Consider the following 24,718-nt stretch of genomic DNA (forward strand, 5'->3'; position numbering starts at 1 on the left):
GACGAAGGGCAAGGGAGCCGAGCCGATGACGCCGCAGGCCGCGGACCGATCCGAACAGGTCGGCACCTCGCGCCGCTCCAAGCTCACGCCCGAGCGTGAACAGGAGTTCTTCGACGCCGTACTGCACCAGATCCGCGAGTGCGGCTACGACGCCGTCACCATGGACGGGATCGCCGCCAGCACGCGGTGCAGCAAGTCCACGCTCTACCGGCAGTGGCGGACCAAACCGCAGTTCGTCGCCGCCGCCCTCCGCGCCAACCGGCGGGCCAGGTTCGCCGGCATCGACACCGGCACGCTCGCCGGGGACCTGCGCGAGGCCGCGCGGTGCGCGGGCCAGTGGTCGGCGGAGGACACCACGCTGCTGCAGGCGCTCGGGCACGCGGTCCTCCAGGACCGGGAACTGGCGCAGGCGCTGCGCGAGGCGCTGGTCGAGCCGGAGGTCGCCGCGCTGCAGGAGATCATCCGGCGCGGCGTCGAGCGCGGGGAGGTCGCGGCCGGGAATCCGGCGCTGGAGTACGTCCCGGCCCAGATCTTCGGCGTACTGCGGGTCCGGCCCATCCTGGAGGGGGACACCGCCGACCCGGACTACCTGCTCCGGTTCGTGGAGGCCGCCGTGCTGCCGGCCCTCGGCCTGAGATGAGACCCGGGCCGCCGTCCACGGGATGACCGGACGGTGCCCGACCGCGCCGCACCGTGGGGACGGGGGCGGCGCACACCCCCCGGCCGGGTGGGGTCCCCCTCGAGCGGAGGGGCGCCCCACCCGGCCGCCGCGGGTTCCGGGTCAGACGTCCTGCCCGCTGCCGCCGCCCGACGACACCTCGATGCCCTCGGTGATCTCGTCGAGGACGGACTGGCTCTGATCGGTGTCCACGCCGAAGCGGACCACGACGATCTGCTGCGGCTGCGCGGGGGAGGGGAAGGCCAGCGACTGGACGTACCCGTCGGCGCCCTTGCTGGTGACCGCCTTCCAGCGCACCAGGTAGCCCTTCTGCCCGGCCACGGTCACCGCCTCGGACGCGAGCACCTCGTGCGAGGTGATCCTTCCGTAGGAGTCGCCGCCGTAGGACTCCTCGGCGTTCGAGGAGATGTCCGCCTTGGCGACCTCCTCGGCGGTGGAGCCGCGCGTGCCGAGCGCTCGGGCCGGCGCCGAGTACGCCCCGCCCTTGGTGCAGGTCTTGGAGGTGTTGCCGGGGCACTCGTACGAGTCCTCCGACGTCACCTGGGCGCCCACCGGGAGCTCCTGGCCGTACCAGCCGTCCGGGACGGGCAGGCTGATCCCGCTCAGCGCGTCGGTCACCGACCCGCTCTCGACCCGCGGCGGCCCGGACGTGTCCGGCCCCGGGCTCTCACCACCGCCGCCCGGGCCGCCGTCCCGACCGCCCGGTTCCTGCGCGGTCGCGGTGCCGCCGCCCCCGCCGTCGCCGTCGGCCAGCGCGTACACGCCGACCCCGATGCTCGCCAGCACGGCGACGGCCGCGGCGACGGCTATCCCGATCCGCACCCCGCGCCCCCGGCCGGACGGCGCCTGCGCGGGATGCCCCGGATACGCCGGATACCCCGGATACCCCGGATGCCCCGGGTACGCCGGGTGGGCCGGGTACGCCGGCCCTGCCGCGCCGCCCGCGGGGGGACCCCAGCCGGCGGCCGACCCCGCCGGACGGACCTGGTCGGTCCAGGCCCTGCCGTCCCACCAGCGCTCGGTGGGCGGTCCGTCATTCTGCTGCCCGGGGTCGGGGTACCACCCGGGAGGAGTCACCTGCGTCATGCCCCCACCGTATGAGGCGTCGGTGAAAGCCGGATGAGAGAGGTCCGTCACGCGCCGGGCGGCCCCGAGCCCCGCACTCCTCCGGCAGCCCCGCGCGTGCACCCGACGGGCCCGCGCCGCACACCCGGTCCCACTCGGCCGGCACCCCCGACGGGCCCGTGCGGCGCCTCCGCCCGGCGCCCCCGTCCGGTCCATCCGGATGCCCGGTCCACCCGGAGCCCCGGCAGGTCCGCGCGGCGCGTCCGGCGGTCCCGCACGGCGCGCTCGGTCCGGGCCGCTCGGCCGTTCGCTCCGGCCGTACCTCCCGATCCGCCCTGCGGCCCCCTCCATCTCCCTTCTCCTTGACGGGTGTTGACCCTCGGACCCCTGGTGAGGGGCGACACGCGTCGACTCCCCGCACCCGGTGTCACCCGTCACGGCAGCAGCTGCCCCGACCGGCCACCGTCGGGGCGGCCGGAGGACTACGCTCGATGTCTGTACGTCGTTCGGGCGACTGGGGAGGTAGCGGGATGACGGAGGTACGGCCCACAGCCGCCGCCTCGGCTTCCCTGTGGGAGCGCGACGAGGAAGTCGCCGCCATCGCACAGGCGATCGACACCCTGTGCGCGGACCGCTCCTCGCCCGGCAGCCTGCTGGTGCTCCGCGGCGAGGCGGGCCTCGGCAAGACCGCGCTGCTGGCCGAGACCCGGCGCATCGCCGAACGGCGCGGCTGCACCGTGTGGTCCGCCCGCGGCGGCGAGACCCTGCGTTCCGTCCCCTTCAACGTCGTACGCCAACTCCTCCAGCCCGCCCTCGTGTCGATGCTCCCGGAAGAGGCGCGCGAGTACCTCGGCGACTGGTACGACATCGCCGGCCCCGCCCTCGGCATAACGGAGCCCGGCGCCCGGCACGCCGACCCGCAGGGCGTGTGCGAGGGACTGATCGCCGCCGTGCGCCGGCTGGCCCGCCGGGACTGGCCGCTGGTGCTGCTGATCGACGACGCCCACTGGGCCGACCAGGAGACCCTGCACTGGCTCGCCGGGTTCGTCGAACGCCTGGCGGACCTGTCCGTCCTCGTCGTGGTCGCCCGTCGGCCCGGTGAGATCTCCGGAACGAGCGCCCGCCACCTGGACGCCGTCACCGCCGCGGCCGACCGCCCCTGCACCACCCTGGCCGCCCTCACCCCGGCCGCCACGGCCGGACTCACCCGCGCCACGCTGGGCGAGAACGCCGACGCCGCGTTCTGCCGCGAGGTGTGGGCCGTCACCGGCGGCAACCCCTACGAGACCGTCGAACTCCTCGCCAAGGTCCAGGACAGCGAACTCGAACCGGTCGAGGCCCACGCCGGTGAACTGCGCGCCCTGAACCGCTCCGCCCGCGGCGGCGGCCTCGTCGCCCGCCTGGAACAACTCGGCATAGACGCCACCCGGTTCGCCTGGGCCGCCGCCATCCTCGGCTCCGACATCACCGTCGACCTGGTGGCCCGGCTCGCCACCCTCGACCACGACGACGCCGTCCGCTGCGCCGAACTCCTGCGCGCCGCCCGCATACTCACCGCCCCCGACCCGTCCACGGGCCGCACCGGGCCCGCCGACCTCGAGTTCGTCCACCCGCTGATCGCCACCGCCGTCTACAACTCCATCCCCGACGCCCTGCGCCGCGCCATGCACGGCATCGCCGCCCGGATCGTCACCGACTCCGGGCGCGGCGCCGCGGCGGCCGCCCGCCACCTCCTCGAGGTCCACCCGGACGACGACGAGGAACTCGTCGGGCAACTGCGCGACGCCGCCCGCGAACACCTCGCCGTCGGCGCCCCGGACGCCGCCCGCCGCTGCCTCGAACGCGCCCTGGAGGAACCGCCGCGCCCGGAGGTCCACGCGCACGTGCTCCACGAACTGGGCCGCGCCACCTTCCTCACCGCACCCGCCCGGACCATCGGCCACCTGCGGGCCGCGCTCGGCATGCCCGGCCTCGACGGCGAGGAGCGGGTGGACGCCGTGGTCCGGCTGTCCCAGGCGCTCCTCCACAACGACCAGATGGAGGAGGCCGTCCGCACCGTCGAGACGGAGGCCGCCCGGCTCGGAACCGGTCCCGCCCACCTGCGGCTGCGGGCCGTGCAGTTCATGTGGGAGGGAATCCACGCCGGCGAGGCCACCTCCCCCGACCGCTCCGAGCGGCTGGCCGAACTCGCCGCCACCTGCACCGGCCGGGACAACTCCGAACGCGCGCTCCTCATCCTGCGCGGCTTCGACGCCATGATGCGCGGCGAGAACGCCGAGGAGGTCGCCGAACTCTGCGACCGCGCCCTCGTCAACGGCCGCCTCGCCCCCGGACTCGGCTGGACCGACGCCGAGTGGGGCGTCGAGCTGATGCTGGCCAGTGCCTACGCCTACACCGACCGGCTCGACCGCGCCGAGAGCCTCTACAACGAGGCCCTGCGCGCCTACGAGACGGCGGGCTGGAGCGGCGGACACCTGGTCCTGGCGCACGCCTACGTGGGACTCGCGCACCGCAGGCGGGGCCGGCTGACGGCGGCGGAGGCGTCACTGCGCGAGTCCCTGGACCTCGCCGAACGCGTCGGCCGCGGACTGCCCCTGTACTGGACGGCGACCTGCAACCTCGTCGACACGCTCCTCGCCCGCGGCCACGTCGACGAGGCCTGGGCGGTGGCCGAACGGCACGGCTTCGCGCCGCCCTACCCGTCCACCATCGTGCTGCCCGACCCGCGCTCCGTGCGCGGCCGGCTGCTGCTCGCCGTCGGCCGCACCGAGGAGGGCGTCAACGAGCTGGAGGCGGCGGAGAAGGCGGCGGCCGCCCGCGGCCACCACAACCCGGTGCACGTCTTCTGGGCCTCCGACCTCGCCCGCGCCCTCGCCGCCGAGGACCCCGCCCGTGCCGCCCGGCTCGCCGTCGACGTCCGCCGACAGGCCGAGCGCTTCGGCACGGACACCGCCATAGGAGAGGCCCTGCGCGTCGCCGCCGCCCTGGAGACCGGCCAGCGCGCGGTCCGCCTCGCCGCCCAGGCCGTCGGGTACCTGGAGTCGTCGCCCTGCCAGTACGAACACGCCGCGGCCCGCGTCGAGTACGGCATCCTCGCCCGCTCCCGGGACGACCTCGAGCGGGGCCTCGCGCTGGCGCGTTCCTGCGGCGCGGACGGCCTGGTGGAGCGGGCACGGGCGGAACTGGGGACGGGCGCGGGACCCGTGCCGTCCCGGTAGGACCCCGGGCGCCGCCCGTCACCACCGGACACCGCGGAGCCGTCTCCTCCTCGGGCCCGCCCGCGGGGCTCACCCCGGGTCGGGACGACCCGGCACGCCTTCCTCCTCCAGCACCCGCTGGGCCGTCGCGAACGCCGAGTTGGCCGCCGGCACCCCGCAGTACACCGCCGTCTGGAGCAGCACCGCCCCGATCTCCTCGGGCGTGAGCCCGTTGCGGCGCGCCGCGCGGACGTGCATGGCCAACTCGTCGTGGTGGCCGTGCGCGACCAGCGCGGTGAGGGTGATCATGCTGCGCTCGCGGCGGCTGAGCGTCGGGTCGGTCCAGATCTCGCCCCAGGCGTAGCGCGAGATGAAGTCCTGGAAGCGCGCTGTGAAAGGGGTCTGCCGGGCCTGTGCCCGGTCCACGTGCGCGTCGCCCAGCACCGCGCGCCGCACCTCCGTGCCGCGCCGGGCGTCCCCGTCGAAGTGCGCCCGCAGCGCCGTCAGCACCGCCTCCGGACACTGCGCCGGCGCCAGGTGCGAGGCCCCCGGGATCTCCACGAGCGCGGCACCGGGCACCGCGTCCGCGATCTGCCGCAGATGCCCGGGCGGGGTCGCCGGGTCCTCCCGGCCGGCGACCAGCAGGGTCGGCGCTTCGATCTCCGCGAGCCGTTCCCGCAGGTCGAACGCGGCCAGCGCGTCGCAGCACGCGGCGTACGCCTCCGGATCGGCGTCCCGGTGGTCCCGCACCAGCCGCGGCACGGTGAACCCGGGGGTGAACCACCGGGCGTCGGCGCCCTTCGCCAGCCCGGCCAGCCCCTCGCGCCGCACCAGCGCCGCCCGCTCCTCCCACGGCCGCGCGCCGTTGAAGTGCGCCGAGGAGCAGATCACGGCCAGTGACGACACCCGCTCCGGGTGGTGCACGGCCAGGTGCAGTCCCACCGCACCGCCGAGCGAGACCCCGGCGTACCCGAACCGCTCGATGCCGAGCGCGTCGGCGAGCGCCAGCACCAGCTCCGCCAGATCGCCCACGGTCGCACCGGGACCGATCAGCCCGGGCGCCGAACCGCCGTGCCCCGGCAGGTCCCAGCGGACCACCCGGTGCGCGGCCGACAGCTCGGGCGCCACCTTGTCCCACAGGGCGTACGACGTGCCGAGCGAGGGACCCAGGAGCAGTGGGGGAGCGGAAACGGGGCCTTCGGCGCGGTGGTTGAGGAGAATGCCGGTCAACGTCGCTCCAGGGCACGGTCGGTGAGGACACCGGCGGAGCCGGTGTAACGGGCGGGGTCGGTGAGCTCGTCGAGCGCGACGTCCCTCAACGCGGGCTCACCGGCCAGGAGTCCGGCGAGCGGCTGTCCCTCGGCGTACGTCCGCCGGGCCAGCTCGGTGAGCAGTTCCTTCGCCCGGGTCCGGCCCAGCAGGGGCGCCAGCTCGGCGGACAGCCGCTCGGAGACGATCAGTCCGTGGGTGAGGCCGAGGTGTTCGCGCATGGTGTCGGGGTGCACCCGCAGCCCCTCGGTCAGTTCGGCGGCGTCCCGGGCGGCGCCGCCGGTCAGCCGGAGCAGGTCCCTGAGCGGTTCCCACTCGGCGTGCCAGGCCCCCGCCGGCCGCTCGTCCTCGGCCGCCAGGGATCCGTACAGGGTGGCCGCGAGCTGCGGCGCCCGCCGGGCGGCGGCCGCGATCAGCGTCGAGCGCACCGGGTTGGCCTTGTGCGGCATGGCGGACGAGCCGCCCCCGCTGCCCTCCGCGACCTCCGCGATCTCGGTGCGGGAGAGGGTGAGGACGTCCGCCGCGAGCTTGCCCAGCGCGCCGACGGTGAAGGCCAGGCACCCGGCGAGGTCGGCGATCGGCGTGCGCAGGGTGTGCCAGGGCAACAGCGGTTCCCGCAGCCCGAGCTCACGGGCGTAGGCCGCCGGGAGTCCGGTCGCGTCCTCGGCCCCGTACGCCGTGAACGCCGCCAGCGTCCCGGCCGCACCGCCGAGCTGGGCGGGAAGACCGTCCCGTACGGCCGTCACCCGGTCCCGCGCGTCGAGCACCAGCGACCGCCACCCGGCCGCCTTCAGCCCGAACGTCGTCGGTACGGCGTGCTGGGTGAGGGTGCGGCCCGGCATCGGGGTGTCGCGGTGCTCGGCGGCCAGGCGGGCCAACGCCCGCTCGGTGCGGCCGAGGTCGGCGAGGACGATGTCCAGGGTGCGGGCGGCGACCAGCATCGTCGCGGTGTCCATGATGTCCTGGCTGGTCGCGCCCCGGTGGACGTAGGGGCCGTACTCCGCGCCGACCGCCTCCGTCAGGTCCTCGACCAGGGGGATGACCGGATTCCCGCCCTCACGGGTGCGCTCCGCCAGGGAGCGGAGGTCGAAGCCGGCCGGGGCGGCCGCCTCGTCCACCGCCGCCGCGGCCTGCGCAGGGGCGAGCCCCAGCGCGGCCTGCGCCCGGGTCAGGGCGGCCTCCGCGTCGAGCAGCGCCCGCAGGTACGCGTGGTCGCCGGTGGCGGCCGCGGCGGCGGCCCCCGCCCACCCGGGGGCGAGCGGACCGGTGTCGGCACAGGAGGGATTTTTCACCGGAACTCCAGGAAGACCGTCTCGCCCTCACCCTGAAGGCGGATGTCGAAACGGTACGTGCCGCGGCCCTCCTCCGCGGCGATCAGCGTGTCGCGGCGGTCGGCGTCGAGCCGGGACAGCAGCGGGTCCGCCGCCAGCGCCGCCCCGTCGCCCGGCAGGTAGATCCGGGTGAACAGGTGCACCAGCAGACCGCGCGCGAAGACGCACACGCTGAGGTACGGCGCGCTGTGGCCGCGCGCTCCGGGACGCAGCGTGCGCGCGTACCAGTGGCCGCTCGCGTCGGTCTGGATCCGCCCGAAGCCGGTGAACTCCACGCCGTTGCGGCCCAGGAAGCCGCCGTTCGCCGGGTCGCGGCGCATCGAGCCGTCGACCCGGGGCAGGTTGCCGTCCGGGTCCGGTCCCCACAGCTCCAGCAGGGCGTCCGGCAGCGGGTCGCCGTTGCCGTCGTGCACGTACCCGTGCACGGTGACGGTGTCCGGGTGTCCCAGGGGGGCGATGTCCTCGCCACCGGGGAAGGGCAGGGCGTGGCCGTAGAAGGGGCCGACCGTGTGCGACGGGGTGGGCAGCACGGTCTCCGGACGGTTGGTGTCGATCTTCGTCATGCCGGTCAGCGTCCTTCTTCCGTCCAGGTGGCCCGCGGGCCGTCGAGCACGATGTCCCAGTGGTAGCCCATGGAGAACTCCGGCACGGACAGGCTGTGGTCGTACGTCGCGACCAGCCGCTGCCGGGCGGCGTCGTCCGTCACCGACTGGATGATCGGGTCGTAGGGGAGGAGCGGATCGCCGGGGAAGTACATCTGCGTCACCAGCCGCTGGGTGAACGCCGTGCCGAAGACGGAGAAGTGGATGTGCGCCGGCCGCCAGGCGTTGAGGTGCTGGCGCCACGGGTACGGGCCCGGCTGGACGGTGGTGAAGCGGTAGCGGCCCTCGGCGTCGGTGAGGGCGCGGCCCACGCCGGTGAAGTTGGGGTCCAGCGGGGCGTCGTGCTGCTCGCGCTGGTGGGCGTAGCGGCCGGCCGAGTTGGCCTGCCAGATCTCCACCAGCTGGCCGCGCACCGGACGGCCGTCGCGGTCCAGCAGCCGGCCGGAGACGGTGATGCGCTCCCCGACCGGCTCCCCGGTGTGCTGCCGGGTGAGGTCGTTGTCGACCCCGGTGATGTCCCGCTCCCCGAACGCGGGGGAGGACAGCTCCACCAGCTCCGGGTCCCTGGACACGTCGATGGCGACCAGCGGCTGCTTGGGGTGGCGCAGCACCGAGGAGCGGTACGGCGCGTAGTCGCGGCGCGGGTGGTGCTCGACGGGGGCGCCGTCGGCGACCCGCTTCTGGTACGCGGCGTGCTCGGCCGCGACCTCCCGGTCGATGTCGGCTTGCGTCAGAGCGTCGGTCACGACAGGCCCTCCCCGAGGGTGAGTTCGGCTCCGGTCTTGGTGATGATCTCCTCGGCGGTCACGCCGGGAGCGGTCTCGACGAGGACGAGCCCGTCGCCGGTGACGTCGAGGACGCCGAGGTCGGTGATGATCCGGTCGACGCACGCCCTGCCGGTCAGCGGCAGTGCGCACTCGGTGAGGATCTTCGGGGAGCCGTCCTTGGCGGTGTGGGTCATCACGACGATGACCGTGCGGGCGCCGTGCACGAGGTCCATGGCCCCGCCGATCCCGGTGACGAGCTTGCCCGGGACGGCCCAGTTGGCCAGGTCCCCGCGCGCGGACACCTGCATCGCGCCGAGGACGGCGACGTCGACGTGCCCGCCCCGGATCATCGAGAAGGACAGCGCCGAGTCGAAGAAGGAGGCGCCCGGCAGGACGGTCACGGTCTCCTTGCCGGCGTTGATCAGGTCCGGGTCGACGGCGTCCTCGGCGGGGTAGGGACCGGTGCCCAGGATGCCGTTCTCGGACTCCAGCACCACCTCGACACCGGGCGGGAGGTGGTTGGGGATGAGGGTGGGCAGGCCGATGCCGAGGTTGACGTACTGGCCGTCCCCCAGCTCGCGGGCCGCACGGGCGGCCATCTGCTCCCGTGTCCAGGCCATCAGCCGCTCACCGTCCGCCGCTCGATCCGCTTGTCGGCCGCCTGTTCGGGCGTGAGCGCGACCACCCGCTGCACGAAGATCCCCGGCAGGTGCACCGCGTCGGGGTCGATCTCGCCGGGCTCGACCAGTTCCTCCACCTCGGCCACCGTCACCCGGCCCGCCATCGCCGCCAGCGGGTTGAAGTTGCGGGCGGACTTGTTGAACACCAGGTTCCCGTGCCGGTCGCCCCTCGCCGCCCGCACCAGGGCGAAGTCGGTGCGGATACCGCGCTCCAGCACGTACTCCGTGCCGTCGAACTCGCGGACCTCCTTCGGCGGCGAGGCCAGGGCGACGCCGCCGGAGCCGTCGTAGCGCCAGGGCAGCCCGCCCTCGGCGACCTGCGTGCCCACCCCGGCCGGGGTGTAGAAGGCCGGGATGCCGGCCCCGCCCGCGCGCAGCCGCTCCGCCAGCGTGCCCTGCGGGATCAGCTCCACCTCCAGCTCCCCGGCCAGGTACTGCCGGGCGAACTCCTTGTTCGCGCCGATGTAGGAACCGGTCACCCGCGCGATCCGCCCCGCCGCCAGCAGCACCGCCAGGCCGGACTCCATCGCCCCGCAGTTGTTGGAGACGATCGACAGGCCGCCGGTCCCGCGCTCGTGCAGCGCCCGGATCAGCACGCTCGGCACACCGCTCAGCCCGAAACCGCCCACCGCCAGCGACGCACCGTCCGGTACGTCGGCCACCGCCTCCGCGGCCGTGGCGACCACCTTGTCCATCCGAGGAACCCCATCCCTTCCAGAGGACCCGACCGCATTTAGTCAGGGCACTGAGTATTTCAGCGAGGTCGTCCTCACGCTGCCATCGTGATGCCGGAAGCGTCAATACATCGGAGGATCCGACGGAAAGGAAGGTGTGAGGGTGGCGGACCGCCGCCCCGTGTGCGGGTATCGTTCAGTACACCGACGAAATCGACCATGAAATCGACCACGGGGGCGCACATGGCCGCGGTGGACCTCAGCACCCATCCCGGGCACCTTGCCCGGCGGCTCCAGCAGGCGCACCACCTGCTGTGGAACACGATGGTCTCCGAGGAGATCACCTCGCCGCAGTTCGCCGTCCTCAACGTGCTCGTCGCCGAACCGGGCCTGGACCAGCGGACCGTGGGGGAGCGGGTGGGGCTGGACCGGTCCACCATCGCCGAGGTGATCAGCCGGCTCATCCGGCGCGGACTGCTCGACAAGGTCCGCGACCCGCAGGACGGCCGGCGCTTCCTGCTGCGCCTCACCGGCGACGGCCTGCGCACCCACCGCAAGCTGGCGGTGCGCACCGCGCGGATGAACCAGGTCTTCCTGGCGCCGCTCGACGCCGACGAGCAGACGGTGTTCCTCGACCTGATCCGGCGGGTCGCGGACGCGGCCGAGGGACTGCGCCACCCCGCCGGGTCCCCGACCGGCCCGCGCCGACCGCGCCGACCGCGCTGACCGGGGGTCAGGCGGCCTGTGCGTACACCACCCACACCTGACCGCGCGCGAAGGTCATCCGCTCGCCGTCCCCGGTGGTGAACGAGGTGCCGTCCTCGGCGCTCAGCCGGCTCCAGCGCGCCTCGTACGCGCGGCCCCCGCGCAGCACGGTGGCCTCCCCGGAGCCCACCGTCTCGGTGTACGGGGTGTTGTTCCCGAGGAAGTCCCGGTAGCCGGAGCGGCGCACGGTCACGTACTGCACGACCACGGTCGCGGGCGCCAGCCGTTCGCCCTCCGTGGTGGTCGCGGGGACGCCGTCCAGCGACACCAGCCAGCGGTCGTCGGCGTCCGACCAGGTGAAGGTGGTGCGGGCCGCCGGATAGCGCACCGTGAGCGCGTCCTTCGGCTCGCCGCCCGCCGGGGGCCGGCCGAAGCGGAAGCCGGTGGTTAGGGCGGCCCCGCCGGGCGGGTCGGCCATGAGCCGCTCCGGTCGCAGGTACAGGTTGTGCGGAGCGGAGCGGTCCGTGCCCCGGACGTAGGCACCGGACGACGACTCGGGCGTCACCCCCTCCAGCGGCGCCCGGTCGATCAGCGGCAGGAGCTTGCCCTGCGCCCCGGAGAAGGCCAGGACCGGCCGGTCGAACTGGCGCAGCAGCTCCAGATCGGACTCACGGGCGCTGCGCACCGGCCCGACGGACTCGGGGAGCCGGGTGGCGTACACCGCCACCAGCCGGCTCAGCCCGCCCTCGACCTGCTCGACGTACACCACGTCCGCGGCGTCCACGCCGGTGTGGGGCCGGGCGGCGGGAGTGTTGTCGATCTTCACCGCGAGCACGGGGCGGACGTCCGCCCCGTCCGGCAGCCGCTCCCGCGCGGACGGTGCCGCCGGTCCGCGCCCGTCGTCGATCGGGCCGCCGGAGGCCGTGCAGCCGGCCGCCAGAGCGGCCGTCATCAGGGTGGTCAGCAGCGCCCTCGCCGCCGCGCCGCGCCGTGTGCGCGCCCCTCGTCCCGTGCCCACCGTCGCCACTGTGTCCGCCTCGCATCATGAGATGTCTTGATTGTGCGCTTTTCTGATCGTCGATGGCCATACCCGATCGGTGGCGGTGCCGCGCGGTGATTCCGCCGATCGGCGCAACGGCGCGCGGTTGGGGCCGGGGCCGCTCGGGTACCCGGGCCCCACCGCATCAGCGACACACCGGCCACGACGGAGGGAGCGGGCGGCGATGAGGGCAGTGACCTGGCAGGGCAAGCGGGACGTGCGGGTGGAGAACGTGCCCGACCCGCGGATCGAGGAGCCGACGGACGTGGTCATCCGCGTCACCTCCACCGGACTGTGCGGATCCGACCTGCACCTGTACGAGGTGCTCACCCCGTTCATGACCCCCGGCGACATCCTCGGCCACGAGCCGATGGGCATCGTCGAGGAGGTCGGCGCCGCGGTGCCGGACCTCCAGGTCGGCGACCGGATCGTGGTGCCGTTCCAGATCGCCTGCGGCAACTGCTGGATGTGCCTGACCGGGTTGCCCACCCAGTGCGAGACCACCCAGGTCAGCTCCGAGGGCATGGGCGCCGCCCTGTTCGGCTACACCCGCCTGTACGGGGCGGTCCCGGGCGGACAGGCGGAGTACCTGCGGGTCCCGCAGGCGCAGTACGGCCCCATCAAGGTTCCCCAGGGCCCGCCCGACGACCGGTTCCTCTACCTCTCCGACGTGCTGCCCACCGCCTGGCAGGCGGTGGCCTACGCCGGGATCCCGAAGGGCGGCAGCGTCGCCGTGCTCGGCCTCGGCCCCATCGGCGACATGGCCTGCCGGGTCGCCCGGGTCCAGGGCGCCGGACGGGTCTTCGGCGTGGACCTGGTCCCGGAACGGCTGAACCGGGCGAAGGAGCGGGGGGTGGAGACCTTCGACCTGAGGTCCTTCGACGACGAGAAGGAACTCGTCGAGGCGATCCGCGACCAGACCGACGGCCGCGGGCCCGACGCCGTGATCGACGCCGTCGGCACCGAGGCCCACGGCAGCGCGGCGGCCCGCATGGTGCAGAACGCCTCGTCGCTGCTGCCCCGCAAGCTGAGCGGGCCCATGGCGGAGCGCTTCAGCGTCGACCGGCTCGCCGCCCTGTACACCGCCATCGAACTGGTGCGGCGCGGCGGCACCATCTCGCTGTCCGGCGTCTACGGCGGCATGGCCGACCCGATGCCGATGCTCACCCTGTTCGACAAGCAGATCCAGATGCGCATGGGGCAGGCGAACGTCCGCCGCTGGAGCGACGAGATCATCCCGTACCTCACCGACGAGGACCCCCTCGGCGTGGACGACTTCGCCACGCACCACGTGCCCCTGTCCGACGCGCCGCAGGCCTACGACATGTTCCAGCGCAAGAAGGACGGCGCGGTCAAGGTGATCATGAAGCCGTGACCTGCGCCCGGGCGGGTGCGGGAGGGGGCCGGGAAGCCGCCGCCGCGGCTCCCCGGCCCCCTCCGGGTCAGGCCGGCGTCAGGGCAGTTCCTTGATCCGGACGTCCCGGTACGAGACCACGTCCGTCGTGCCGTGCACCTGCAGTCCGATGTAGCCGGAGGCGAACCGCCGCCCGTCCGTGCCCGGATCGTCCGAGCGCGGCGGGGTGAAGTCCTGGCCGCCGGTGTTGTCGAACTCGTTGATCAGCACGCCGTTGCGGTAGACCGAGTAGTGCTGGTCCACCACGCGGATCTCGTAGTCGTTCCAGGTGCCCTTCTGCGTCACGCCCGCGCTGGCCAGGCCGACCCGGTCGAAGCCGTAGACCGAGCCCGTCTTGTACATGTCGCCGGTGGGCGAGTCGAACACCTGGATCTCGTGCCCGAACTTGATGGCGGCCCACTCCGGCCGGGGCTCCTCCGGGTGGTCGTGGATCTGCGGGAACCGCACGAACACACCGGAGTTGGCGTTGCCGGCGCCCGGGGCGTCGTCCCGCCACTGGAGCTTCAGCGAGAAGTCGCCGTACTTGCGCTCGGGGAACCACAGCATGCCCAGGCCGGGCCTGCTGGTGCCGGAGGTGATCGACCCGTCCGGGTTCAGCGCGAACGAACCGCCGCCCACCTGCTCCCACCTGGCGAACGACTCCTCGGAGCCGTCGAGGATCTTGCGGTAGCCGTCGGTCTGGCCGGGCTTGCCGATGCCGGACTGGCGGGCCGCCCTGTTGACGGCCCGGTACTCCCGCTGGTCGACGACCCCTTCCTCCCGCAGCTCGTCCAGGACGCTCTTCACGTGCTTCAGGAACAGCGCCTGGGAGGTCCACTCCTTCTCGTCCTCGATCAGCTCGCCGATCCGGCACCGGTTGTTGGTGACCCGGTTGGGCACGCCCGAGTCGACCGTGCCGACGAACACCGTCAGCCGCTCGTCGTACTCCGGGCAGTCGGGCGCCGGCACCCCGCCGTCCGCCACGACCGTGAAGCTCACCGTGAGCGGCTCGGAGGTGTTGCCCGCCTCGTCGCTCGCCCGGTACGCCACCGTGTGCCGGCCCGCCCGGTCGACGACCACCGGCTCCGTGTACGCCAGGTAGGGCCCGCCGTCGAGCGAGTACTCGATGCCGGCCACGCCGGAACCGCCCTCGTCGGTGGCGCTGACGGTCACCGTGGCGTCGCCGACGTACGCGCCGTCCGAGTTCTTCGTGCCCTCCACGGTCACGCCCGTCACCGGCGGGGTGGTGTCCTGCGGGGGAGCGGCGACGACCGTGAACTCCACGCTCTTCCCGGCGGCGGCGTTGCCCGCCTTGTCGGTGGCCCGGTAACGCACGGTGTGCGTGCCGACCTCGTGCACCATCACCGGTGCGGTGTACGGCTGCCAGGCGCCGTCGGCGCCGATCGCGTACTCGATGGTGTTGACGCCGGAGCCGGTGTCCGACGCGGTGACGGTGACCGTCGCCATGTCGACGTAGGCACCGTCGTCGTTCCGCTCACCGTCCACCGTCGCCGAGGTCTCGGGCGGGGTGGTGTCGTCGGACGGCGGGGCGACGACGGTGAACCCGACGCTCTTCTCCGCCGAGACGTTGCCCGCCTTGTCCAGGGCGCGGTAGCGCACCGTGTGCGTGCCGACCCGATCGACCACGATGGGCGCGGTGTACGGCTGCCAGGCGCCGTCGGCGCCGATCGCGTACTCGATCCGGTCGACGCCCGAGCCCGCGTCGGTGGCCTCGATGCCGACGCTCGCCGCACCCACGTACGCGCCCTCGGCGTTCCGGGTGCCGGTCACCTCCGCCGTCGCCTCGGGCGCGGTGGTGTCCTCGCCGCCGCCCTCGGTCACCGTCAGGACGCCCTGCATCTGACCGTGTCCGGGGATCGTGCAGTGGTAGAGGTAGCGGCCCGGGGTGAGCGTGACCTCGGCGGTGTGCCTGCCGCCCTGGGCGTCGTTCGGGTTGGCCAGGATGTTCAGCTGGACGTCGCTGTTGAACTCCGGGTCGGAGGTCACGAACGTCAGCGTGTGCGGCATGCCGGTGGTGTTGCCGGTGGCCGCGCTGTTCTCGAAGACGATCGTCGCCGGGCCCGCCACCGCCGTCGCCGGCGCCGACAGGTACTTGTCGATGTCGTTCCCGGCGGTCCAGGTCAGCACCTGCTGTGCCGACCCGGCGTCCGCCGCCTCGGGCTCGCCGGCCGCGGAGGGCGCCGCCTGCAGGCCGAGCATCACCAGCAGGGCGGCCACCAGGGCTGCCCACACTCTTCGTTGCCGTATCACTGGTCTCACCCGGCCTTCCGTGCCAGCTGACCGGCGGCCGGGGTCGGCCCGCCGCCCGTGTAGGTGATCCGCCACAGCGCGGACCTGGAGTCGGAGGTGAAGAAGCCGCGGCCGTAGTCGAGGACGTACAGCGCGCCGTCCGGACCGAACTTCCAGTCCATCAGGTTCTTGATGCCGTCGTTGCCGATCGGCACGATCTTCTTCAGCGACTCGGAGTGCACCGGCAGGCCGCCGTCTCCTTGCGTCCCCGGATCCATGAGCACCGCGTTGCGCGGCTGGTCGGCGTCGTAGAAGTCGCCGACGAACCACTTGCCGTCCCAGTAGGCCGGCCACTTGGTCTCACTGGCGCTCGTCCCGTCGTGGCGGTAGACCGGTCCGTTCATCGCGGCCTGGCCGCCGCCCTTGAGCCAGGGCAGCCCGTAGGTGGCCTCCTCCGCCTTGTAGGAGGGGACGCCGTTCTCGTCCCGCGGGTAGTCCGGGGCGCCGCCCTGCGGCGAGTACCAGATGTTGTTGCCGGTCACCGGCGGCAGGTTGACCAGGCCGTCGTTGTTCGGCGACTCGTTCTTCGGGTGGTCGCAGTCGTACCAGCCGAGCGGCTTGGACGGGTCGGGCAGGTTCCGGTCCCGGTAGGGCTGCTTGTTGCCCATGCAGTACGGCCAGCCCCGGTTGGACGCCTCGGTGATCACGGCGAACGTGTCGTACTTCGCCGGGCCCCAGGTGGGCGACGGCTGGCCCGCGTCCGGGCCGACCCAGCCCGCGTAGAGGACGTCGGTCGTCTTGTCGACGAAGATGCGCGCCGGGTTGCGCACCCCCATCACGTAGATCTCGCCGCGCGTCTTGCCGCCGCCCTCGGCGGTCTCCTTCCCGGTGAACAGGTTGCCCTCGGGGATCGTGTACGTCCCGTCCGGCTCCGGGTGGATGCGCAGGATCTTGCCGTTGAGGTTGTTGGTGTTGCCGGCCGTGCGGCGCGCGTCCGCGAAGGAGACGCCCTTGAAGTTCGGCTCGGGGTTGTTGCCCGAGTAACCGCCGCTGAAGCCGCTGGAGTTGTTGTCACCGGTGGCGATGTACAGGTTGCCCTCGGAGTCCCAGGCCATCCCGCCGCCCGCGTGGCAGCAGCTGTGGATCTGCACCGGCCACTTCAGCAGCACCTTCTCGCTGCCGAGGTCCAGCTTGTTCGTGGCCCGGTCGAGCGTGAAGCGGGAGACCCGCCGCTCGGCCATGTGCGTGTCCCGGTCGATCTCCGAGTGCGGGGTGTAGTGCAGGTACACCCAGCCGTTCTCCTCGAACCCCGGGTCCAGCTCGATGCCGAGCAGGCCCTCCTCGACCTTGGTGAGCTCGTCGCCGCCGCCCTTGTTGCCGAAGACGGTGAGCGCCCCGGCGAGGGTGACCTTCCCGGTCCTCGGGTCGTAGACGTGGATCTCGCCCTCGCCCTTGCCGATGTCCGGGTCGTTCCAGTCCGTGACGACGGGCTGCGAGGCGTCGGCGCCGCCCCGGCCGATGTAGAGGACACGGCCGTCGGGGGCGGTGACCAGGCCGTGCGGTTCGCCGATCTGGTCGTTCCGGCCCGGCTGGTTGGGCCGGGTGAGCCGCTCCGCCTTGTAGTTGCCGGTGATGGTCGCCCTGCAGTCGGCCCGGACGAGCCGGGTGGTCCACAGCAGGGCGCCGCGCAGGTGGTCGCGGAAGTCGGTCTCGTCGTACGACGACACCGTGCCGCCCATGCCGGTGTAGAAGGACCGGCCGCCGTCGTAGTCGCGGCACCAGCTGACCGGGTGGTCCCAGCCGTTGGCGCTCGCACCGGGCTCGTACGTCGACTCGCGCACCCTGGCGACCGTGTGCACGTCGCCGGACGGGTTCTTCACCCAGTTCAGCCACTTGTCGGGCCGCTTCCACTGCACCGGCAGGCCCTTGGTCGCCGGGTGGAGCCGGTCGCCCACCTCGACGGTGGCCCGCTGCACCCTCGCGGGGCTCGACGCGGCCGGGCGGGCGCCGATGAGACCGGTGAACCAGTCCGAGTACGGCTCCGCGCGGGCCGCGTCGTGGAGGCCGACGAAGCCGCCGCCCGCCTCCATGTACGCCTCCAGGCCCGCCTCCTGGTCCGGGTCGAGGACGTCCCCGCCGCCGGTCAGGAAGACGACCGTGTTGAAGCGCCCCAGCTTCCTGCCGTCGGTGAAGACCGAGGCGTCGTCGGTGGCGGTGACCTTGAACCGCTGGTCCGCCGGACCGGACAGGCCGATCTTCTCGATCGCCTCGATCCCCGCGTTCACGAGCGGCGACTCGTCACCGCCCGCCGCCGAGCCGTGGAACAGCAGCACGCGTACGTTCGCGCCGCCCGGAGGCGACTTGATGGACATCGTTGTCAGGGACGGATCCGGCGCCGGGCGCGCGCTGGCGGCGGGCCCCGACAGCAGCCCGGCGGCGACGATCCCGGCGGTGACGCCGACCGCCCAGGTGCGCCGTCCCGTTCCGGCCGCTCTCGTGCCTCTCGTGCCTCTCGTGCTCAACCTCCGTAAGCGCATGGGTCCTTGATGCGATGTGAACCGCATGTGGTCACCCACCCCTCCTCGGTCGCGGCAACAGCGTCAAGGACGCTAGACCTCTTTGCGCCACACGCCAATACCTATGGCCGCAAGGGAACGAACTTTGTCCTGAGTGTGGATAAACCATCGGAGGGCCGCTACGGTTTCACAGGTTCATGACAGCTACATGGGGAGTTCGGCATGGACAGACGCGGTTTCAACCGGCGGGTACTGCTGGGCGGCGCGGCCGTCGCGACATCGTTGTCCCTCGCACCCGAGGCCGCGCGTGCCGCCGGACCGGCGAGGACCGCGCCCGCCGGGGGCGAGGTGAGGCGCATCAAGCTCTACGCCGAGCGGCTGGACGGCGGGCGGATGGGATACGGCCTGGAGAAGGGCAAGGCCTCGATCCCCGGCCCCCTCATCGAGCTCAACGAGGGCGACACGCTGCACATCGAGTTCGAGAACACCATGGACGTACCCGTGAGCCTGCACGTCCACGGCCTGGACTACGAGATCTCCAGCGACGGCACCAAGCAGAACAAGAGCGACGTCGAGCCGGGCGGCACCCGCACCTACACCTGGCGCACCCACGCCCCGGGCCGGCGCAAGGACGGCACCTGGCGGGCGGGCAGCGCCGGCTACTGGCACTACCACGACCACGTGGTCGGCACGGAACACGGCACGGGCGGCATCCGCAACGGCCTGTACGGCCCGGTGATCGTGCGCCGCAAGGGCGACGTCCTGCCCGACGCGACCCACACGATCGTCTTCAACGACATGACGATCAACAACAGGCCGGCGCACACCGGCCCGGACTTCGAGGCGACCGTGGGCGATCGCGTCGAGTTCGTCGTGATCACGCACGGCGAGTTCTACCACACCTTCCACATGCACGGTCACCGCTGGGCCGACAACCGCACCGGCATGCTCACCGGCCCCGACGACCCGAGCCAGGTCGTCGACAACAAGATCTGCGGCCCGGCGGACTCCTTCGGCTTCCAGGTGATCGCGGGAGAGGGCGTCGGCGCGGGCGCCTGGATGTACCACTGCCACGTCCAGAGCCACTCCGACATGGGCATGGTCGGCCTGTTCCTGGTCAAGAAGCCGGACGGCACGATCCCGGGCTACGACCCGCACGAACACCACCACGGCGCGGACTCCGGGGGACCGTCCGGGGCGGCGGAGGAACACGAGCACTGACGACGCGGGGACGGGCCGCGGACCGACGGGGGTTCACCCGATGTCGCGGACGGCCCACTCCGTCCGCGGCCCCTCCCGGACGTGGAGGAGAGGTCCCCGGCGGACGACGCGCCGCGGCCCGCCCGACCTGCCGCCGTCGCCCGCAGCAGGCGGGCCTCCGCCGGCGGTTCGACGGCGCCGTCACCGAGGTCGCCGAGGACCAGCCGGTCGTGCTCGTCGTCGCAACCGCCGTACAGCGCGACCCCGCCGCCGTGGACGGCCACGCCCCGCGCGCCTCGGACCGGCGTCGTCCGCGTCCGCACCGGGCGGTTCTCGCCCGTCTCGAGCAGCGGGAAGTCCGTGTGCGGGTACGCCCGGACGACACGCCGGTCCACGTTGAGCGCGTGGCACTCCGGGAACCAGCCGGCCTCCGGCCGGTGTCCGTACTGCCACAGGGGCGTTCCCGCCCGGCTCCACCGCCGCGGCCGGGCTCGCTGGGCGGGTCCTGGCAGACACCCTCGTCGAAGTGCCCCGCCCACGGGTCCCCGGACGCGTCGGTCAGCAGGTGCTCGACGGCGTCGCCCACGGCGAAGGCCGCGGAGGGCGGACCCGGTGCGTCGAACACCTGCACCCGGCCGGCGCCTTCGCGGCCGAAGGCGTCGACGGTGCCGTCCCGGACGGTGCGGCCGTGGTACGCGTCGGGAAGGCGTGCGCACGACGTGAGGCGGCGGTCAGCGGTCACGGGCACTCCTCGTGGTCATCCGGCGGTCCTCGGAGAAGCCCGCGGCCGGCGCGAGCGGATTCCAGGGCTCGGCAAACGGTCCGCAGGGGCCGGCCGCGGGGAGCGAGAGCGCTCTCGTCCCCCGCGCGCCCGGGGCTATCCTGTCCCGTAGCCGCAGGTGAGGAGCCCCGACGTGACCGAGACAGTGCCGCGCCCCACGCTGGAGGCCGTGGCCGCGCGGGCCGGGGTCTCGCGGGCCACCGTCTCCCGCGTGGTCAACGGTGCCGACGGGGTCAGGGAACCCCTGGCCGAGCGGGTCAGACGGGCCGTGGAGGAACTCGGGTACGTGCCCAACCAGGCCGCCCGCAGCCTGGTGACCAAGCGGCACGACGCCATCGCCGTGGTCGTCGCCGAGCCGGAGACCCGCGTCTTCGCCGACCCCTTCTTCGCCCGTCAGCTGCGCGGCATCAGCAAGGAGCTGACGGCCCACGACAACCAGCTCGTGCTGCTGCTCACCGAGGGCCGCGACGACCACGCCCGCGTCGCCCGCTACCTGGCCGGCGGCCATGTCGACGGAGCGCTGGTGTTCTCGCTGCACCTCGACGACCCGCTGCCCGAGCTCATCCAGCGCGCGGGCGTGCCGACGGTGTTCGGCGGCCGGCCCGACTGGAGCGGCGGCAAGAACGGCGTCGTCTACGTCGACAGCGACAACCGGGGCGGCGCCCGGGACGCCGTGCGGCACCTGCTCGGCCTCGGCCGCAGCCGCGTCGCGCACATCACCGGCGCCCTCGACCAGACCTCCGCGGTGGACCGGCTCGACGGGTTCCGGGACGTCATGGTCGACGCCGACCCGCGCCTGGTCGTCGAGGGCGACTTCACCCCGGCCGCGGGCGAGCGGGCGATGCGGGAACTCCTCGACCGCTGCCCCGGCCTGGACGCGGTGTTCGCCGCCAACGACCTCACGGCGGCGGGTGCCCTGCGGGTGCTGCGCGAGCACGGACGGAGGGTGCCGGACGACGTGGCGGTCGTCGGCTTCGACGACATGCTGCCGATCGCCGAGCAGACCGACCCGCCGCTCACCACGGTCCGCCAGGACATCGAGGAGATGGGCCGCCTGATGGCCCGCCTCCTCCTGCGCGGCCTCGACCGCACCGCGGACGCGCCGGAGAACGTGGGCGGCACCCCCTCCAGCGTGATCCTGCCGACGACCCTGGTGCGGCGCGCCTCCGCCTGAGCTCCGGTGCGGCGCGCCCGCACGGCCGGGTCCGTGCCGCCCCGGCCGGACACGCCCGTCCGCGTGCTCCGACGGCGGATCGCCGACGGACGGTGCAAGACTCGGCGGAGCAGTCGACGGGACCCTTCGCAGGAGGAGGCACCATGCTCACCACCCGCTTCGTCGACGGCGCCCCGAACTGGATCGACGTCGGCACTCCCGACGTCGGGGCTGCCACGTCCTTCTACGGCGGCCTCTTCGGCTGGGAGTACCGGTCGGCGGGGCCCGACGCCGGCGGCTACGGCTTCTTCCGGCTGGCCGGCCGGATCGTCGCGGGTGCGACGCGGACCACGCCGGAGCAGGGGCCGCCCGCGTGGACCGTCTACTTCCGGAGCCCCGACGCGCAGGCCACGGCGCAGGCCGTCCGGCGGGCCCGGGGCAGTGTGCCCACGCCGCCCGTGGAGGTGGGGGACCAGGGCAGGACGGCGATCCTCGCCGACCAGACGGGCGTCCCCTTCGGCATCTGGGAACCCGCCCTGCGCGAGGGCGTCGAGGCCGCCGGCGAGGTCGGCTCGCTGTGCTGGGTCGAGCTGTACACCCCGGACATCGCCCGGGCCGCCGCCTTCTACCACTCGGTCCTCGGCTGGGAGTCCTCGGCGGTGACCTTCCCCGGCGGCGTCTACACCTCCGTCAACCCCGCCGGGAGCGGGGAGGAAGGCTTCTTCGGCGGCCTGGTGCCCCTGGCCGACGATCCCACGGAGGCGGAGTCCGGACAGCCGTACTGGCTGCCCTACATCGGGGTGGACGACCCGGACGCCGCCGTCGCCCGGGCCGTCGAACTGGGCGGCCGGGTCCGGATGCCCGCCACCTCCCTCGCCGGGGTCGGCCGTCTGGCCCGCCTCGAGGACCCGTACGGCGCGCGTTTCGCCGTCCTCAAGGGCGACCCGCGGCAGACCTGACGCCCGACCGGAGTCCGGCGGTCCCTCCGCGCGCCGCCGTGTGTCTCCCGCCCGGGCGACGCCATCATCGTGCGGACACGGACACGGACACGGACGAACGGCGGCGGGCCGCGTTGATGCCGCGTTGATCGAACGTTTTCCGCCGCCCGGCACGCTCTCGGCCATGCACATCGAAACGTTTCCGTCGCCCGACCTCACCTGGCAGGAGCAGGCGCTGTGCGCGCAGACCGGGGGAGACTTCTTCTTCCCCGAGCCGGGCAGTTCGGTCCGTGAGGCCAAACGGATCTGCGGTCTGTGCCCCATCCGCGCCGCCTGCCTCGACTACGCCATGGCCCACGACATGCGCTTCGGCGTCTGGGGCGGCCTGTCGGAGAAGGAGCGGCTGGAGCTGCGGAGAGCGGGCCGCTGAGGGCCGGCCACCGGGAGGAGGTCCCCCGGTGGCCGGCCCGACGGCGCCGGTGGCCTGCGGGCCGGTCTCAGCCGGCCGCGCGTGCCGCCATGCGGGCCTTGCGGGCCGCCAGCTTCTCGTCGAACTTCCGCGCCTCCGAGTCCAGGCCGCCCATGAACACGCCGAGTTCCTCCTGGGCCTTGCGGCCCTCGGGGCCGAGGCCGTCGATCTCCATGATCTTCAGGAAGCGGAGCACCGGCTGGAGCACGTCGTCGTGGTGGATGCGCAGGTTGTAGACCTCGCCGATGGCCATCTGGGCGGCGGCCCGTTCGAAGCCGGGGATGCCGTGGCCGGGCATCCGGAAGTTCACGACGACGTCGCGCACCGCCTGCATCGTCAGGTCGGGGGCGAGTTCGAAGGCCGCCCTCAGGAGGTTGCGGTAGAAGACCATGTGCAGGTTCTCGTCGGTCGCGATGCGGGCCAGCATGCGGTCGCAGACCGGGTCGCCGGACTGGTGGCCGGTGTTGCGGTGCGAGATGCGGGTGGCCAGCTCCTGGAAGGCGACGTAGGCGACCGAGTGCAGCATCGAGTGCCGGTTGTCCGACTCGAAGCCCTCGCTCATGTGCGCCATGCGGAACTGCTCCAGCTTGTCCGGGTCCACCGCCCGCGAGGCGAGCAGGTAGTCCCGCATCACGATGCCGTGCCGGCCCTCCTCGGCGGTCCAGCGGTGCACCCAGGTGCCCCAGGCGCCGTCCCGGCCGAACAGCGTGGCGATCTCGTGGTGGTAGCTCGGGAGGTTGTCCTCGGTCAGCAGGTTCACCACCAGCGCGATCCGGCCGACCTCGGTGACCTTCGACTGCTCCTTGTCCCAGGCCTCGCCGTCCTCGAAGAAGCCGGGGAAGTTGCGGCCGTCGCTCCACGGCACGTACTCGTGCGGCATCCAGTCCTTGGCGACCTTCAGGTGCCGGTCGAGTTCCTTCTCGACCACTTCCTCCAGCGCGTACAACAGCCGTGCGTCGGTCCAGACGGACGGGCTGCCGAGGTGAGGGGAAGTGAGCGTCACGGGAACTCCAGGGGACGGTGCGGGGTACGACTGGACCGGCGAGCGGTGCCGGAACCTACGGAATCGTAGGCTACGAAGCCGTAGGTTACGTAGCCGTAGGTTAAGAACGCCGTAAAGATCGCTGATCAGGCCGTATGGTCACGGAGGTTTCCCCCGCGCGGACGGGTCCGGAACCGCAGGTCCATGAGGCGTGCGGTCGACGGGGACGCGGGTCAGGTGTACAGATCCCGCAGCCGCACCGAGAGGCAGGTCACACAGCCCTCGAGCTTCTCGAACTCGCCGATGTCCGCCAGGACCGGCTCGTAGCCGAGGTCCGCGAACAGCTCCGCGGTCCTCGGCGCGCTCGCCGCCATCAGCAGCTTGTCCCCGCCGAGCAGCACCACGTGCGCCCCGGACCCCTCCGGCACCGGCAGGAAGCGGGGGAACAGCGACGGCGCGTCCGTGTTCGGGACGCGCCCGACGACCGTCCCGTCCGGCAGCGCCGTGACCGCCGACTTCAGGTGCAGCACCTCGGTGACCGGCACGGCGACCACCCGTGCGCCCAGCGGCTCGAACGCGGCCCGCACCTGCTGGACCCCGGCCGCGTTGGTGCGCCCGCCGCGGCCCACGTACACGGTGTCGCCGATCTTGAGCACGTCTCCGCCGTCCAGCGTGCCCGGCTCCCAGACCCAGTTCACCGAGCAGCCCAGGGACGCCACGGCCTCCTCGACGCCGGCGGTCTCGTCGCGCCGGGACTCGGCCCCGGACCGGGCGATCAGCGCCACGTTCCGGTACATCACCACCGTGTCCTCGACGAACACCGAGGCCGGGCAGTCGTCGGCCGGGGCCACCTCGATCGTCTCCCAGCCGTGGGTGCGCAGCGCCTCCACGTACGCCTCCCACTGCTCCACCGCCCGGCCGACGTCCACCCCCTCCCGCTCGACGGGCGTCACCAGCCCTTCGGCCAGACGGGGGCTGGGGCGGCGGACCAGGGCCTTCTTGCTGGGCACGAGAGTGACTCCGTATCG

At 73.3% G+C, this 24,718-nt stretch carries 20 protein-coding genes; 8 read left to right on the top strand and 12 right to left on the bottom strand.

Annotated elements, in window-relative coordinates:
- Positions 1–25: 25 nt before the first annotated feature.
- Positions 26–640 (top strand): TetR/AcrR family transcriptional regulator, encoded by a 615-nt coding sequence (locus tag FHS37_RS29065; RefSeq protein ID WP_184826601.1) that lies wholly within the window; start codon positions 26–28, stop codon positions 638–640.
- Positions 641–781: 141 nt separating this feature from the next.
- Here the strand turns inward: FHS37_RS29065 and FHS37_RS29070 are convergent, their stop codons facing one another.
- Positions 782–1,765 (bottom strand): DUF2510 domain-containing protein, encoded by a 984-nt coding sequence (locus FHS37_RS29070; protein ID WP_184826603.1) that lies wholly within the window; start codon positions 1,763–1,765, stop codon positions 782–784.
- Positions 1,766–2,274: 509 nt separating this feature from the next.
- On the opposite strand from FHS37_RS29070, the gene FHS37_RS29075 reads away from it, so the two are divergent.
- Entirely contained in the window at positions 2,275–4,962 is a 2,688-nt protein-coding gene (locus FHS37_RS29075) for an ATP-binding protein (RefSeq protein ID WP_184826605.1), read from the top strand.
- A 69-nt stretch (positions 4,963–5,031) separates the two neighbouring features.
- On the opposite strand, the gene pcaDC is transcribed toward FHS37_RS29075, so the two are convergent.
- From pcaDC to FHS37_RS29105, 6 genes are read right to left on the bottom strand one after another with little or no spacing between them, the layout of a single operon-like run.
- Positions 5,032–6,171, bottom strand: coding sequence for a bifunctional 3-oxoadipate enol-lactonase/4-carboxymuconolactone decarboxylase PcaDC (gene pcaDC / locus FHS37_RS29080; protein WP_184826607.1), 1,140 nt, complete (start codon positions 6,169–6,171; stop codon positions 5,032–5,034).
- On the bottom strand, positions 6,168–7,502 hold the full coding sequence (pcaB, locus tag FHS37_RS29085; protein ID WP_184826609.1) for a 3-carboxy-cis,cis-muconate cycloisomerase: 1,335 nt from the start codon (positions 7,500–7,502) through the stop codon (positions 6,168–6,170). The genes pcaDC and pcaB overlap by 4 nt, the downstream gene beginning before the upstream one ends.
- Complete coding sequence (gene pcaG / locus FHS37_RS29090; RefSeq protein WP_184826611.1) at positions 7,499–8,104, bottom strand: protocatechuate 3,4-dioxygenase subunit alpha; 606 nt, start codon at positions 8,102–8,104, stop codon at positions 7,499–7,501. The genes pcaB and pcaG overlap by 4 nt, the downstream gene beginning before the upstream one ends.
- 5 nt (positions 8,105–8,109) lie before the next feature.
- Complete coding sequence (gene pcaH / locus FHS37_RS29095) at positions 8,110–8,889, bottom strand: protocatechuate 3,4-dioxygenase subunit beta (protein WP_184826613.1); 780 nt, start codon at positions 8,887–8,889, stop codon at positions 8,110–8,112.
- Positions 8,886–9,530 carry a CoA transferase subunit B gene (locus FHS37_RS29100; RefSeq protein ID WP_184826615.1) on the bottom strand — a complete coding sequence of 215 codons (645 nt, stop codon included), beginning with the start codon at positions 9,528–9,530 and terminating at the stop codon, positions 8,886–8,888. The genes pcaH and FHS37_RS29100 overlap by 4 nt, the downstream gene beginning before the upstream one ends.
- A complete protein-coding gene (locus tag FHS37_RS29105) occupies positions 9,530–10,285 on the bottom strand; it encodes a CoA transferase subunit A (protein ID WP_184826617.1) in 756 nt (251 codons plus the stop codon). Before FHS37_RS29105 ends, FHS37_RS29100 begins: the two co-directional genes overlap by 1 nt.
- A 222-nt stretch (positions 10,286–10,507) precedes the next feature.
- On the opposite strand from FHS37_RS29105, the gene FHS37_RS29110 reads away from it, so the two are divergent.
- Positions 10,508–10,990: a MarR family winged helix-turn-helix transcriptional regulator gene (locus FHS37_RS29110; protein ID WP_184826731.1), complete on the top strand. Its 483-nt coding sequence runs from the start codon at positions 10,508–10,510 to the stop codon at positions 10,988–10,990.
- A 7-nt stretch (positions 10,991–10,997) separates the two neighbouring features.
- On the opposite strand, the gene FHS37_RS29115 is transcribed toward FHS37_RS29110, so the two are convergent.
- On the bottom strand, positions 10,998–11,996 hold the full coding sequence (locus tag FHS37_RS29115) for a DUF3048 domain-containing protein (RefSeq protein ID WP_184826619.1): 999 nt from the start codon (positions 11,994–11,996) through the stop codon (positions 10,998–11,000).
- 196 nt (positions 11,997–12,192) lie between these two features.
- Between FHS37_RS29115 and FHS37_RS29120 the strand changes: the two genes are divergently transcribed.
- Complete coding sequence (locus FHS37_RS29120; protein WP_184826621.1) at positions 12,193–13,383, top strand: zinc-dependent alcohol dehydrogenase; 1,191 nt, start codon at positions 12,193–12,195, stop codon at positions 13,381–13,383.
- Between the two features lie 78 nt (positions 13,384–13,461).
- On the opposite strand, the gene FHS37_RS29125 is transcribed toward FHS37_RS29120, so the two are convergent.
- Together FHS37_RS29125 and FHS37_RS29130 are read right to left on the bottom strand one after the other, a co-directional pair.
- Positions 13,462–15,654, bottom strand: a complete 2,193-nt coding sequence (locus tag FHS37_RS29125) for an OmpL47-type beta-barrel domain-containing protein (protein ID WP_184826623.1) — start codon at positions 15,652–15,654, stop codon at positions 13,462–13,464.
- A gap of 23 nt (positions 15,655–15,677) precedes the next feature.
- Complete coding sequence (locus tag FHS37_RS29130) at positions 15,678–18,188, bottom strand: ThuA domain-containing protein (protein WP_184826624.1); 2,511 nt, start codon at positions 18,186–18,188, stop codon at positions 15,678–15,680.
- A 201-nt stretch (positions 18,189–18,389) separates the two neighbouring features.
- On the opposite strand from FHS37_RS29130, the gene FHS37_RS29135 reads away from it, so the two are divergent.
- From FHS37_RS29135 to FHS37_RS29150, 4 genes are all read left to right on the top strand, one after another.
- Complete coding sequence (locus tag FHS37_RS29135) at positions 18,390–19,388, top strand: multicopper oxidase domain-containing protein (protein WP_184826626.1); 999 nt, start codon at positions 18,390–18,392, stop codon at positions 19,386–19,388.
- Between the two features lie 893 nt (positions 19,389–20,281).
- A complete protein-coding gene (locus tag FHS37_RS29140) occupies positions 20,282–21,322 on the top strand; it encodes a LacI family DNA-binding transcriptional regulator (RefSeq protein ID WP_184826628.1) in 1,041 nt (346 codons plus the stop codon).
- A 143-nt stretch (positions 21,323–21,465) separates the two neighbouring features.
- The gene (locus FHS37_RS29145) at positions 21,466–22,260 is read left to right on the top strand and encodes a VOC family protein (RefSeq protein WP_184826630.1); all 795 of its coding nucleotides are present in this window, start codon (positions 21,466–21,468) and stop codon (positions 22,258–22,260) included.
- A gap of 163 nt (positions 22,261–22,423) precedes the next feature.
- Positions 22,424–22,669, top strand: coding sequence for a WhiB family transcriptional regulator (locus FHS37_RS29150; protein ID WP_184826632.1), 246 nt, complete (start codon positions 22,424–22,426; stop codon positions 22,667–22,669).
- 67 nt (positions 22,670–22,736) lie between these two features.
- Here FHS37_RS29150 and FHS37_RS29155 read toward each other — a convergent pair whose 3' ends face one another.
- Entirely contained in the window at positions 22,737–23,711 is a 975-nt protein-coding gene (locus tag FHS37_RS29155) for an acyl-ACP desaturase (RefSeq protein ID WP_184826634.1), read from the bottom strand.
- A gap of 212 nt (positions 23,712–23,923) precedes the next feature.
- On the bottom strand, positions 23,924–24,700 hold the full coding sequence (gene ddaH, locus FHS37_RS29160) for a dimethylargininase (protein WP_184826635.1): 777 nt from the start codon (positions 24,698–24,700) through the stop codon (positions 23,924–23,926).
- Positions 24,701–24,718 lie beyond the last annotated feature (18 nt).

The organism is Streptomyces griseomycini, assembly GCF_014203535.1.
In the GTDB taxonomy this organism is placed as follows: domain Bacteria; phylum Actinomycetota; class Actinomycetes; order Streptomycetales; family Streptomycetaceae; genus Streptomyces; species Streptomyces griseomycini.